This window comes from Microcoleus sp. K1-B1 (assembly GCF_036704705.1).
In the GTDB taxonomy this organism is placed as follows: Bacteria; Cyanobacteriota; Cyanobacteriia; order Cyanobacteriales; family Microcoleaceae; genus Microcoleus.
On the sequence record NZ_JAUBSH010000010.1, the window covers coordinates 1 to 14118 of the forward strand.

Genomic DNA, 14118 nt, shown 5'->3' on the forward strand with positions numbered 1-14118 from the left:
TCTATCCTTGCTCTTCGCTGTGCTTATCTCAATGGTCAACTTTCAATTTGATGTATTTGCCAAACTGAGATGCACCCTGTCCCGCAACTGTGATGGTAAGCTAAGCACTTATCCACACACCATAGATATACTGAATGAAAAACGCGATCAAAAAGTCGGATTTTGTGCTAGCTCCTTATATGAAGAGCAACAACTTGAAAGCTAGTTGCCAAATACTCAATACAGTGATTCCTTATACATTTTTATGGTTTTTAGCCTTTAAAGCGGCTGCCATTTCTGTATTCCTGCTGCCGCCGATAATGGTGTTAATGACACTTTTTTCAGGACGTTGTTTCTCTTTGATGCACGATTGCGGACACTATTCTCTTTTTAGTTCCAAAAAAGTCAATCGCATTATGGGTTTTCTGCTAGGTATCATCAATGCGATTCCTCAGTATCCCTGGTCGAGGGGGCACGCTTATCACCACAAACATAATGGTAATTGGGATATGTACCGCGGCCCTTCGGCGTTGATATCCACCGAAAAATTTGCGGCGCTAAGTCCATTTAGCCAAAAGATGTATCAGTTACTCAGACACCCATTGATGCTGTTTCCCGGTGGTTTTTTCTATCTAATTATTAAGCCAAGACTCGCGCTGATATTGGGAACTACAGGTTTTATCCGACATATTTTTGCTTGTCTCAACCAAGATTTTGGCATGGGTTTATCTGCAATCATTGCTTCTTATAAATCCAAACATTGGTATACGACGGCTGAATTTTGGGATTTACTGTTCAACAATATGTGTGTTGTTGGTAGCTGGATTTATCTGAGCAACTTACTGGGGTTTGGCTTTTTCTGGAGTGTTTACTCAATTGTCATGACCTGTTCTGCAGCGATATTTATCTGTATTTTCTTTGTTCAGCATAATTTTGACGGTTCCTACGCTCATAAATCCGAAGGTTGGGACTATCTTCTGGGCGCAATTGAAGGCAGTAGTTACCTAAAATTACCGACTATTCTCAATTGGTTTTCTGCTGATATTGCTTACCACAATATTCATCATCTCTCTGAGCGAATACCTAACTATAATCTTCAGGCTTGTCACAATGCTAATATTCACCTGCTTGCTAATTCAAAATCCCTGACAATTCGCGATATTCCTGACTGCTTCCAATTCATTCTTTGGGATGCTGCTTCAGATAGTCTGCAATCGATTAAATTGTTTCATCAACCAGAAGAAATTCCCTTGAGTAATATAGCTAATTAAAATCGGTTGGCAATAAATTTGGTTGCTTTTTTCTCACCAAAATCCTATGATTAGGGATGCAGCTAGTGGGATAAATTTTAACAGTAACTTTCCTAGTTAAGTAGGTGGTTACAAATAAACATTAGATGGGTCTGGCGGGTTTAACCGGGAGCTATGCTAGCAGCCTGTTATTCTGGCAAAACCCGCCCTCCTCGTGACCAGTTTATTTGCACCAACAGGACTTACGCAATGACGCTATATATAGCGCATTGATGACAGCTTCGCTATTTTTAGGCCTTCTTGGCTCGCATTTTCAATCACCCAATCTGTACGGTAAGGAATAGCTGCCTCCATGACTTGATGAATGAGCCGAGAATGAAACAGCCCAGTCTCCCCGCCGAGGCTACTTCTGCTTAAGTATCACTAAGGTAATATCATCAAACACTTTTTGTTCGCCGATGTAATGGCGCAAGTCATCAATCGCAGCTTGGCGGATTTCGACCGCAGTGCGATCGCGATTTCGGCAGATGGATTCTATCAGTGGTTCCACACCGTATAACAAGCCTTGTTCATTTTTCGCTTCTGTAATTCCGTCAGTGTAAAGCACCACCACATCTCCCGGATTTAAGTGGACCTCAGTTGATAGAATGAAATCGGCAATGTCTGAGTCTAAAGCGATCGGGAAGCCTAAATCTATCGTATCGATTCGTTCCACTTCGCCGCTACACCGCACTACAATCACCTCTTCGTGCTGTCCGCTCAAGCGCAGAGTCCCCTCCTCATAGTCGAGCAAACAAAGGCTGAGGTTTCTGTCGCAATTCATGCGGTTTACATTGTCATAAAGAGTGCAATTGATGGCATTTAAAAATCGCACGGGGTCAGTTTCATTGTTCACCATTAGCGTCCGCACGGCAGTTTGCGCCATAATCATTAAAACGCCGCTTTCTAATCCGTGTCCCGTTACGTCGCCGATGCCAATTTTGATGCGATCGCCGTATTGTAGTACATCGTAGTAATCGCCACCCACTTCGTCGGCAGGTTCCATAAAGCCAGAAATATCAAGTCCGGGAATATTACTGAGTTCGCCATCTTTCGGCAAAATCATTTGTTGCAGTCGGCGCGTTACGTCTAACTCAGCACTCATTCGGATATTGTCAGCTTTCAGACGCTCGTTAAGCACCGTGATTTCTTGGTTGGCTGATGCTAATTGGGCAGTGCGTTCATCGACTTTTTGTTCTAAAGTGCGATACAGAATGGCATTTTCAAGGGAGATAGCTGCTTGAGAAGAAAGGATTTTCACAACTTCCAGGCGTTCTGGTGTAAAAGCACCGATCGCGATGTTATTTTCTAAGTAAAGAATGGCGATGAGTTTGCCTTGATTAACGATGGCGCTACACAAGATTGATTTGGGTTGGTGGGCGATAATGTAAGGATCTGTGGTAAAAATCCCTTCGCGCGTGGCTTCGCTTAAAACCACATTTTCTTGCGTGCGAGCGACATAATTGATTATCGCCAAGGGGAGATTTTCGCTGCTAGAAACTGGAAGAGATTGCAGCACTTGGACTTCGCGCTCGATTTCTCCTTGTGCTTGAATTTTTAAAAGTCCGTTGTCGGAGAGAATGAGGAAGCCTTTTTGCGCCCCGGCATTTTCGAGGATGAGGTTCGTCAATTTAGCGAGCAATTGATCTAAGACAATTTCCCCTGCAATAGCTTGAGAAGCTTTCACGACTGTGGCTAAATCTAGCCCTTCGCCGGAACTGCTGCCTGTAGTGGAAATGGTTGTTTTGGTGACTTTCGTAGAGCTAGTTGTTGAGGTGAGAAACTGAGGATATCGCGCTTCTAAGTCTTTGACTTTGGCAAGGGCGCCCCAACTCTGGTAAGCGTAGCGAGCATCTTGGAGATAGTGACCAGCAACGTGGCTTTGGTTGCGCCAGAGGTAAAATCGTCCCGCGAGTTCGTAGGCGAGAGCTTCTTCGTTGAGATATTCATTTTCGCGGGCGCAGGAGATAGCAGAGTCATAATATTCTCTGGCATCTTTATAGTTGCCCAGAACTCGGGCGCGTTCCGCTTCGACGAGGTAATATTTGTGCAGGTAATTCATAGGAGCGTAACCCGCCCACATTTTCATTTTTTCCTGGTTGGCAGCAACCTTTTCAAGAAAAGCCTCTTTTTCGGACTCTGGAGTATCAGCAAATACTGCCAGCAGTGCTAGAGAATGATAGAAATGGAAAATAGCGACAGATGACGTAGCTAACATAGCATCTAAATAATTTTCTGCAATTGCCGCATTTTTCAGGGCTTCGCCGTAGTTTCCAAATAAATAACAGAGGATAAGTTTGTGTAAATGCAAGTCACCAATTCCGTATCTGTCTTGGTTTTCCTGCATCCTTGGCAACATCTTTACTTCGTCATAACTTTCGCCAATTAATCGACAGGTGTTTTCTGATTTTCCACTCAAATTTAAGACGACTTGCCAATATCTGTTGAGATAAGTCAGAATTAGATTCTGATTGATATTGGATATTGCCTGACTGTATTTGCCCATTTCCCGTTCGACCTCGACCAGTTCCTTGCCAATCCAGTATAAATGACAAGAATAGCCGTAAGCATTAAAGGCAGCAAATAGCAAGTCTCCTGTTTCTAAGCCACTTTGGTATCCTTCTAAAAAAGGTTTAAGTATTTCTCTGAAGTGTTCTTTCCAAATTACCGAAAAATAATAAACTAAGAATATCACCGCCGATTTAATTTTTTTGCTATTAAATTTCTCTACCAGCTTCAATGCAAGTTTCGCAAATTGATAGCCAGACTCTATATCGAAGACGACACCACACAGAACTATTCCGTAAGATCCATAACCTTGAGCGGATAGAGGCGTATTGCCATATTTGACCGATAAATTGACCATTTGCAGGGCGCACAGCGTGAAGAGTCCAGGGTTGCCGTCATAGGCTGGATGTATGACATCAAACAGGAGATCCATTGCTGCCAGCTTTTCAGGATCTGTCATCTCTGGCAGGTCAATGAGATCCTCAATTTGCTTGCCTAGCCAAGCCGCTTTTGTTTCTTCTATAGCTTGTCCGATGTCTGCTAAACTTGGGTTTTCCGGTAGCGCGATCCCCAACTGAGCTAAAATTTCGAGTCCGCTACGCATTGCTTCTGGTAGTTGATGCTGGTTTGCATAACCCAGTACGGTTACTCTGTAGATTCTTACTTTGTCGAGTACAGTTTTGGCGCGATTTTTCACTACAGAAGCTAATCGCTCCATCTGCTGGAAGTTGTCGCTGAGATAAGCTGCTTCTGCGGCTTCTACGTGCAGCGCTAGAATCAATTCATACTGGCATTCCCAGCTATTTTCTTCTAATAAGCTCAAGCCAACTTGCAAGTAATTGAAGGCGGGTTGATAGGCTGCTGATGCCTTGGCTTTTTTGCCTGCTGTCAGGTTAAGCTGAGCTAGCTCGTCTTGCTCGGCTTGACAGGAAATGCGATCGCGCCCTTGATTTAGTTGGTTGACGATATCAAATATTTTTTGTTCTCGCTTCTGGGGCGGTGTATTCCGTAGCAGCAGTTGCCCCACTTGCCAATGCACAACTTTTTTGTCTGCTTCGGGAATGAGGGAATAGGTGGCTTGCTGAATGCGATCGTGGGCAAATTTATACTCAACTTCTATCTCTTCTGCTAACCCCTGCACGTCAAGTTCTATCAACTTGTAGGCATCGCTGAGGGGTAAGATCAGACCTTCTGCGATCGCTTCCCACAACTCAATCGCTATTTCTCGCGGCGATTTTTCAGAGACAATGGCCAACGTTTGGAGATCGAACTGGTTGCCAATACAGGCAGCTAGCTTCAAAGCTTGCTGCGTTGAAAGCGGTAACTTCTGCACCTTGCCCGCCATCAACTCTACGACATTATCGGTGATGTTCTGCGCTTGAATCTGCTGCAAGTCCCACTGCCAGCCCCCAAGCTGAAAATCAAACTTCAGCAGTCCTTCGCTGTACAGAGATTTCAAAAACTCATTAATGAAGAAGGGATTGCCATTGGTTTTGGTCTGCACCAATTCTGCCAAAGGCATAGCCGTTTCTAAGTCATAGTTGAAAGAGTCGGCAATCAACTGACTGACATCAGATAACTCCAATGGTTTTAAGGTTATTTGACTAACAATTCCCTCAGCTTGACGAATCTCATCCAGTGTCAGCATTAGGGGATGAGCATCGCTCACTTCGTTATCCCGATACGCGCCAATAACAAACAAATATTGACTTTCTGAGCCTGTCATCAGCCGTTGAATTAATTTTAAAGAAGCGCCATCACTCCATTGCAAATCGTCCAGAAACATCACCATTGGATGTTCCGGCTGAGTAAACACCAGAATGAAGTTTTGAAACACTAAATTAAAGCGATTTTGGGCTTCTGCTGGAGCCAGTTCGGGGACGGCTGGTTGAGTGCCAATAATCAATTCCAATTCGGGAATGACCGCAACGATTAACTGACCGTTCTCACCAATAGCTGCTAACAATTTTTCGCGCCACGCTACTATCTGAGATTCGCTTTCGGTCAGCAACTGCGCCACTAAAGAGCGAAAGGCTTGTACCAGCGAGGCATAGGGAATATCTTTCTGATATTGGTCGAATTTTCCAGAGATAAAATACCCGCTTTGCCGCGTAATTGGCTTGTAAACTTCCTGTACCAAAGCAGACTTGCCGATACCAGAATATCCCGCTACCAGCATCATTTCAATTGGGGATTTGCGATTGGGGATTTGCGATTGGGGATTTTCATCTTTTTGTATGCCTGCGACTCGATCGAAGGCGGCGAGTAGCATTTCGACTTCTCGCTCTCGTCCGTATAACCTTTGCGAAAGTTGGAATTTGCTGGAAAAATCCTGCTGACCTAGAGGGAAAGGCTCGATGCGCTGCGATCGCTCCCATTGCCTATAACATTCCTCTAAATCTGCCTTAACGCCATAAGCCGATTGATAGCGGTCTTCGGCATTTTTAGCCATCAGCTTGATAACAATTTCTGACAGAGGCTGGGGAATATCTGCGTTGAGTTGGTGAGGTGGGATAGGTTGTTTGGCAATGTGCGAATGCACTAACTCCATCGCATCGTCAATCTGGAAAGGCAATTGCCCTGTTAGCAACTCGTAGAAAGTTGCTCCGAGCGAATAAAAATCTGTACGATAATCGATCGCTCGGTTCATTCGTCCTGTTTGTTCAGGCGAGATATAGGCGAGCGTTCCTTCTAAAACATTCGGGTTTCGCAGCGTTGGATTTTCTCGCGAGAGAACTGTAGAAATACCAAAATCAATAATTTTTAATTGTCCAGTTTTGGGATTAAAGACAATGTTAGAAGGGTTAATATCTTTGTGTATAACTTGCTGCTGATGCACTTGAGCAAGGATGTCTGCAATCTGAAGGGCAAGAGACAAAAACTCGCTCAGCGTGAAGGGCTGACTCTTTATTAACTGCTGGAGGGATTCGCCGCCAAAATCTTCCAGTACGATTACCCAGCGATTTTGGTAGCTTTCCAGGTTTAAGGGATTTACGACTCCCGCCAAATTCAATTTTTGGAGGATTTCATATTCCCGCTTGAACCAGGCTATTTTTTCCGGCGGCGGATAGGCTTGTTTGAGCACTTTGAGGATAACGGGCTGGTTATCTGTTGGGCTGCATCCGCGATAGATTAGTGAGTTGGCAGTTTCGTAAATTGCTTGGGTAATTTGGTAGCCGGAAATTGTGAGCGTCATTGATTTGTTCCTTACTTCATTATCCGTATAGAGACATCTGTTTCATTCTCAGGAAAATGAGGATTTTGTATGGTTGTTCCCCCGTGCCGATTTCCCTTGACTAAGGGAGGAAATAGGTGTTTTCGGCATTGGGGCAACTACGGGGGGTTTGGCCCTACAAATTTTGACCATCAAGTCCGTAAAAGCGAAAGGGGTTGTCCCAGAGGATTTTTTTTACGGTTTTTTCGGATAGGCGATCGCTCAACGCTACAACTTCCCCGATAATATCTGGGTGATGATCGATGTGAGGGAAATCAGAACCGAAGATCAGATTATCGGTGCCGATGTAGTCAATTGTCTCAGCTAAATAAGGCTCAGAAGGTTCAAATGAGATGAAGCACTGACGGCGAAAATACTCTGAGGGCTTCATTTTAACACGATCTTTGATTTCCCAGCCAAGGTCGCAATACTCGCGATCGAGCCGCCACAGCCAGTAGGGTAGCCAGCCGCAACCAGACTCCAGAAAACCTACTCTGAGTTGGGGATGGCGTTCCAACACTCCTCCTTCGATGAGGGCCAACAGCGCCATCATCTGTTCCATTGGATGCGAACAGGCGTGCATGGCAAACCGGGTGTTAAACCGATCCGATCCGGTGGTTGGCAGTTGGGAATGAGTGCCTTCGTGGAGGCTAACGGCAATCCCCAACTGCTCGCATTCGCTCCAAAATGGCTCGTAAGCGGGGTCGGAAAGCAGCCGTCCCTTGACTGGGTTGGGGCGCAAAAACACGGCTTTCCATCCAAATTCTGCGATGCGGCGCACTTCTGGCACCATTTCTTCGGGATCGTGGAGATTAATCGCACCAACTCCTCTAAGAATTTGGGGGTCATAGCTGCAAAAGTCTCGCAGCCAATTGTTGTAGGCGCGGGTAAATGCACCTGCCAGTTTTGCATCCATTGTATCGACGGCAAGCAGCCACAGTCCCATTGTGGGATACAAAAATGCGATATCAGCTCCCATTTTCGCGATCGCCTTTACTTGAGAAGCAGGATCGTAGCGATCGATTCCGTAGCTAGTGAAATCCCGGATTGCCACTTTCAGCCCTTCCTCTTGGTGTTGGCGGGTTATCTTCTGATAAATCGGTTGACCATCAACTTTCAGTTCTGGCGATGGAGCTCGGTCTTTAAAGGCTGGTTCGAGGTAGTTTTTCCATAGGTCAATCGGCTCTAAAACGTGGCAATCTGCATCGATAATTTGATAGGGCTTCAACATAAGATTATTGAGATTTTTTAAATTTGACAAACTTTCAGAAAAAAGCTGGTAGGGGATTCAATTGTTCCTCAGTCAAAGGCTCAGCTAGCCAGCCCATTTTAACGGGTACATCGTAGAGCCTACCAGGGGCAAATCTCGGCCAAAAATGCCGCAGTCCGGGTACAATTACTTTAACAACGGATAAGCCTAAATCAGGGCGGCTTTGGTCTAAAACAATTGTTTCTAATCCGTTTATTCGGGCAATTTCTACGCAGTTCATTACGTCTGTATAAATATCGTCGCTCCACTGTTTGAGATAGTCTGCGGGTGTTTTTGAGGGGGCTGTTTTGTCTGGCAACAAATAGGGGTGTTGAGCGACTGTTGCGCTCTTCCACCATTCGATCGCTTCTCTGTCGCGATCGCGATCGGCACTTTTTGGATCGAGTATGCCAAAAAACGCAGCAGGCAGCGATTGATTCAGTTCGGTTAAGGCCCGTAGCAAAGCTATTTGCGGGTCAAAATGTGCCCCGAAACCCATAATAATATTTTCTTCTTCGCGGTCATTGCAGCGCGAAATAGCAACGAATACGGGAATGTTTAAATCGCTGGTAAGGTCGAGTACCCAGAGGTCGCTATGCAAAAAAACTGGGCGAATAATCAGCATTTTGTCAACTATACAACTGGCTTGGACGGCATTGCAGGTCAAGGAAAAAAACAAATTGAAGGGCAAGCGTGGCCTAAAGAGTGGGGGAAGGACGAGAAAGTACCGTTCGATTTTTATAATTTTGTCACGATGAAAGGAGGCGAATTCTTTTTTGCTCCTAGCATTAGTTTTCTGAAAAATATTTCAGCGATCGCCGTGAAATAAAACACGCGATTATACCAAATCCGGCTTAAATATCCCCTTTAGGGGTAAAGCCGGGATACGGACAAAATAGGACAGGATGTAAAGAAATGTAACGAAACCGCCACTCCCAGGCAGATTTATTGAAGCAAGCAGAACAAGTAAAAAGCTTGCATAACATACAATAGAAGGTAAGCATGAATACGAGCTGTCCCCAACCCAAATGTAAAGAGATGTAACAATTCCGTCATCCCCGAAATCACTCCGACTCCCACAGGACTTACGCAAGCACGCTATATGTCAATACGGTTCAGTTAACGCTGTCCGACGAATTTAACCTCACCATTTTATGGGAAATACAGGCATCTTTTAGAAGTCAGATTGCTCTTAACTGAACCGTATTGCGCTATATGTAGCGTGCTCAGAAAGAGCAGCGGTCGCTTAATAAATCTAATAAAGCGATCGCGACAAGCACGCCCTTGTCAGATACTCTGTATTTTCGACCCTGACAGTTTTCGATTCGTAGTGTTTGTTTTTGAGATGCACTCTATATATAGCGTACTTGCGTAAGTCCTGACCAATCTACTTATCTAGGGTCTAAGCTGTTCGACATTCAAACTGCACTATTTGTGGGCCAGACCCCATACTGCAAGGGGTTGAGGCAATAAATTTAAATGACTAACAGCTTAAGTATAGATGACTCAAAGTATCTGTCACTTGTCAATGCAGCAATTCCTCTAATTTTTGCTGGTTCCACAAATACTGATAAAGCCCTGTTTGCCCTACCAATTCAACGTGAGTGCCACTCTGAACTATTTCTCCTTTCTCCATCACAAAAATGCGATCGGCACTGGCCGCCGCTGACATTTGATGCGAGATAAAAATTACTGTTTTGCGATCGGTTCCCGTTGCCAAGTTTCGCAAAATGTCGGTAGCAGTTTGATTGTCAACGCTAGAAAGAGCGTCATCCAAAATGAGCACGGGGGCGTCAACTAACAAAGCGCGAGCAAGTGCAGTCCGCTGCCGCTGTCCGCCGGATAAAGTAATGCCGCGCTCGCCGACAACTGTTTTGTACTCCTGCGGAAAGTTGAGGATTTCGGCGTGAATTTGCGCTTGTTTTGCTGCGGCTTCTATCTCCGGCTGTTCCGCTAAAGGGTTTCCGTAGCGGATGTTATTCTTGATGGTAGTGCCGAACAGAAAACTTTCTTGCGGAACGTAGGCGATCGCCCCGCGCAATTCGGTCAATTTTACCTCGGTAATATCCTGTCCGTCTACAAATAACTGACCCGGATCGATATCTAGCAAGCGTGGCAGTGCATTAGCTAAAGTTGATTTTCCTGAGCCGATCGCCCCAACAATTGCGACAGTTTCGCCCGGTTTTATGGTAAAATCAACATTTTTAAGCGCGGGTGTCTTAGCAGCCGGATAAGTATAATTTAGATGGCGAGCCGCAATTTCGCCTTTGACTGGAGTTGCCAGTTCAACTGCACCCGCAGCATCCTTAATTTGCGGTTCCACCGTCAGAATTGATTCGATGCGATCGACACTCACTTCTCCCCGCTGGTAAGCAGTAATTGTGAAACCCAACAGCGCCGTCGGAAACACCAAACGCTCGACATAAATCAGCAACGCCACAAAATCGCCAATACTAATTTGACCATTAGCAATTGCCCCGCCACCAGCAGAAAGCAGCACCAACAAACTGATACTTGCCAAACCGCCTAGCAGCGGAAAAATAAAGTTTCTAGTTTTTGCTAATTCCAAATTGGCTGATAGCAACTGCGCGTTGGAATTGCGAAAAGCTCGGCGTTCGTTTTCTTCTTGAGCGTAGATTTTAATTACGGACATCCCGCTCATATCTTCTTGAATTAAATCGCTCATCGCCGACAATTCCTCTTGCACGGCTAACTGTTGGATGCGAAGTTTGTCGCTAAATAACTGTACCAAAACCAGCATTAAAGGATAAACTGCGATCGCCAATAGCGTCAGCCGTACATTAATCCCCAGCATCACCGGCAAAGTCAAAGCATAAGCAAAAGCTGTATTCGCCAAACTGAGTACCGCAAACCCCACCAAGCGCCGAATATTGTCCAAATCGGAAGTAGCGCGGTTAATTAAATCTCCTACCGTATTGGCTGCAAAATAAGATGGTTCTAATGTTAATAAATGATTAAATATTTGCTGTTTGAGATCAAATTCCACTTGACGCCCGACGCCAAACAGCAAAATCCGCGACGCCATCCGAATCACCCACATAATTGAGGCGAGAATCAGAATTAGTGCCACGAAGTTGAAAACTTCGTCAAATTTAGTCGCCACTTGGAGAGTGTCAACTGAATTCCGAATCAGCAGGGGAATGTAAACGCCCACAGCATTGACAACTAATAGCGAAAAAACGCCCCAGAAGGTTGGTTTCCAGTGCGGGCGCATATAAGAGCCGAGTTTTTGCAGTCGAGAATAACGAGCCATAGGAAGAAGGAAGAAGGAAGAAGGAAGAAGGAAGAAGGAAGAAGGAAGAAGGAAGAAGGAAGAAGGAAGAAGGAAGAAGGTTCGGCAGCGGATTTTGTAACGGATGTAACGGATGGATGCTGAAGGAAGAAGGAAGAAGGAAGAAGGAAGAAGGAAGGCGCAATCTTCAGCTCATGTTTCAGCAATTAAGAACGTCATCATTGTCGGGCGTGGTTGCTATAGAAGGTAGAAGTTTGAAAAAATAATAGAAGCTCTATCGAAAGGTAGATGACCGAAAACACAAGTTAAGAAATTTTGAATAAAAATTCTGCTTGGGGATGACGCGCCATAAAAGTTGGGTTTAGGCCTGAACCAAAACCTGAGTATATCGATATGTAACAAACCACATTATTATATCTGTGGCGACACGAGATATGTGGGGACACGGCATTGCCCTGTCCTTAGCCACCCGGAACGAGCTCGCCCAAATCTCCCATCCGCCCCCCCAATCCCCCACACGGTTGAGGCGCGCTACAATCAAAAATCGATCAACTTAGCACTCAGACTCAGAGAGTGCTAAATTTGCTAATGTAAGCGATTGGAGACAAACATGACAAAAATAGTTGCATTTAGCGACAAATCTCGCCGGGCCCTAGAACGCGGCGTCAATCAACTCGCCGATGCTGTCCGCATCACCTTGGGCCCGAAAGGCCGGAACGTCCTATTGGAAAAGAAATACGGCAGTCCTCAAATTGTTAACGACGGTATCACCGTTGCTAGGGAGATCGAACTCGAAGACCCCCTGGAAAATGCTGGCGCTCGCTTAATTCAAGAAGTCGCCTCCAAAACTAAAGATATCGCAGGCGACGGCACAACAACCGCAACGGTTATAGCTCAATCCCTCATTCGCGAAGGTTTGAAGAATGTCGCAGCAGGCGCAAACCCAGTCGCGCTGCGTCGGGGTATTGAAAAAACGATCGCCCACTTGGTGCTGGAAATCGAGAAATTGGCGAAACCCGTCGAAGGCAGCGCCATTGCTCAGGTCGCCACTGTCTCCGCCGGTAACGACGAAGAAGTCGGCGCCATGATTGCCCAAGCAATGGAAAAAGTCACCAAAGACGGCGTAATTACTGTAGAAGAGTCGAAATCTCTGACAACAGAATTGGAAGTTGTCGAAGGGATGCAGTACGATCGCGGATATCTTTCTCCGTATTTCGTCACCAACACCGATCGCATGGAAGTTGATTACGAAAACGCTCGCATCCTGATTACCGACAAAAAAATTAGCTCGATTCAAGAACTAATTCCAGTTCTCGAAAAAATCGCCCGCACAGGTCAACCGCTGCTAATTATCGCCGAAGATATTGAAGGCGAAGCTTTGGCAACTCTGGTAGTCAACAAAGCCCGCGGCGTATTGAACATCGCAGCAACGAAATCTCCTGGTTTTGGGGAGCGACGCAAAGCTATGCTTCAAGATATCGCCGTGCTCACCGGCGGTCAACTGATTTCCGAAGAAGTCGGACTCAGCATCGATACCGCAACCCTAGAAATGCTCGGTACCGCCCGCAAAATTACGATCGACAAAGAAAACACGATCATTGTTGCTGGCGAAGAACACAAAGCTGACGTGCTAAAACGGATCGAGCAAATCCGCAAGCAGCTAGAAGCGACGGATTCCGACTACGACAAGGAAAAGCTAACCGAACGCATCGCCAAACTCGCCGGCGGCATCGCTGTAATTAAAGTCGGCGCAGCTACCGAAACCGAGCTCAAAGACCGTAAATTGCGTATTGAAGACGCTCTGAACGCTACTAAAGCTGCTGTGGAAGAAGGTATCGTTGCCGGAGGTGGCACGACCCTAATTCACCTGATTACAAAAATAGATGCGATCGCACATACTTTAGACACCGAAGAACAAGTAGGCGCTGACTTGGTGAAGAAAGCTTTGGAAGCACCTTTGCGTCAAATCGCTGATAATGCCGGCGTTGAAGGTTCGATCGTCATCGAACGAGTGCGGGCGAGCGAGTTCAACGTTGGCTACAACGCTCTCACCGACGTGTACGAAGATATGATTGCCGCCGGGATTATTGACCCGGCTAAGGTAGTGCGATCGGCTTTGCAAAATGCCGGTTCCATTGCTGGCATGGTGTTGACCACTGAAGCTGTGATTGTCGAAAAACCCGAGAAGAAAAAAGCCGGCGGCGACATGGGCGACATGGGCGGCATGGGCGGCATGGGCGGCATGGGCGGCATGGGCGGCATGGGCGGCATGGGCGGCATGGGCATGATGTAGTTTTCAACCATAAGCACCATGCGTGTAAACAAGCGCGTCTTATGTACTACCCGTCTACTGTTTGACGATTAAGGCAGTTTATCCCCCCGGCATCCCCTGATAGTCCGGGGGGATTTTTCATTCTCTTGTAGGGGCAATCCCCCCGTGGTTGCCCCGATATTTGAAACACCGATTCCCTCGTCCGTGGAGGGGGTAGGCACGGGGAGTAGGGGTAGCACTACCCCTACAAAAGCCTGATTTTCATGAGAATGAAACCGGCCTGCTTCTTAAGGGAGATGCAATGGGGCGCAACATTAAGCTATAAGCGATAGTTCTCAGGGATTTTAAGCTTAA

The 14118-nt window shown here is 46.0% G+C and carries 9 protein-coding genes; 5 read left to right on the plus strand and 4 right to left on the minus strand.

All coding sequences use genetic code 11. The annotated features are described in order from the left end of the window. Together QUA83_RS05335 and QUA83_RS05340 are read left to right on the plus strand one after the other, a co-directional pair. Positions 1 to 205 (plus strand): hypothetical protein (locus QUA83_RS05335; RefSeq protein WP_333291990.1); only part of this gene is annotated, 205 nt, incomplete at its 5' end. Then, positions 180 to 1250 (plus strand): fatty acid desaturase, encoded by a 1071-nt coding sequence (locus tag QUA83_RS05340; protein WP_333291991.1) that lies wholly within the window; start codon positions 180 to 182, stop codon positions 1248 to 1250. The genes QUA83_RS05335 and QUA83_RS05340, both read left to right, overlap by 26 nt. Positions 1251 to 1632: 382 nt before the next feature. Here the strand turns inward: QUA83_RS05340 and QUA83_RS05345 are convergent, their stop codons facing one another. The 3 genes from QUA83_RS05345 to QUA83_RS05355 form a co-directional block, all read right to left on the minus strand. Beyond that, on the minus strand, positions 1633 to 6972 hold the full coding sequence (locus QUA83_RS05345) for an AAA family ATPase (protein WP_333291992.1): 5340 nt from the start codon (positions 6970 to 6972) through the stop codon (positions 1633 to 1635). A gap of 154 nt (positions 6973 to 7126) precedes the next feature. Next, positions 7127 to 8221, minus strand: a complete 1095-nt coding sequence (locus tag QUA83_RS05350) for an amidohydrolase family protein (RefSeq protein WP_333291993.1) — start codon at positions 8219 to 8221, stop codon at positions 7127 to 7129. A 34-nt stretch (positions 8222 to 8255) separates the two neighbouring features. Next, positions 8256 to 8840 (minus strand): YcaO-like family protein, encoded by a 585-nt coding sequence (locus tag QUA83_RS05355; protein ID WP_333291994.1) that lies wholly within the window; start codon positions 8838 to 8840, stop codon positions 8256 to 8258. Between QUA83_RS05355 and QUA83_RS05360 the strand changes: the two genes are divergently transcribed. Beyond that, on the plus strand, positions 8835 to 9068 hold the full coding sequence (locus QUA83_RS05360; RefSeq protein ID WP_333291995.1) for a hypothetical protein: 234 nt from the start codon (positions 8835 to 8837) through the stop codon (positions 9066 to 9068). The two genes, QUA83_RS05355 and QUA83_RS05360, sit on opposite strands and share 6 nt — an antisense overlap. Positions 9069 to 9764: 696 nt before the next feature. On the opposite strand, the gene QUA83_RS05365 is transcribed toward QUA83_RS05360, so the two are convergent. Further along, positions 9765 to 11513 carry an ABC transporter ATP-binding protein gene (locus tag QUA83_RS05365; RefSeq protein WP_333291996.1) on the minus strand — a complete coding sequence of 583 codons (1749 nt, stop codon included), beginning with the start codon at positions 11511 to 11513 and terminating at the stop codon, positions 9765 to 9767. Here QUA83_RS05365 and QUA83_RS05370 point away from each other — a divergent pair. Then, positions 11490 to 11636 (plus strand): hypothetical protein, encoded by a 147-nt coding sequence (locus QUA83_RS05370; protein WP_333291997.1) that lies wholly within the window; start codon positions 11490 to 11492, stop codon positions 11634 to 11636. The genes QUA83_RS05365 and QUA83_RS05370 overlap by 24 nt on opposite strands. Positions 11637 to 12102: 466 nt before the next feature. Next, positions 12103 to 13785 carry a chaperonin GroEL gene (groL, locus tag QUA83_RS05375; protein ID WP_333291998.1) on the plus strand — a complete coding sequence of 561 codons (1683 nt, stop codon included), beginning with the start codon at positions 12103 to 12105 and terminating at the stop codon, positions 13783 to 13785. The last annotated feature ends 333 nt before the right edge of the window (positions 13786 to 14118 follow it).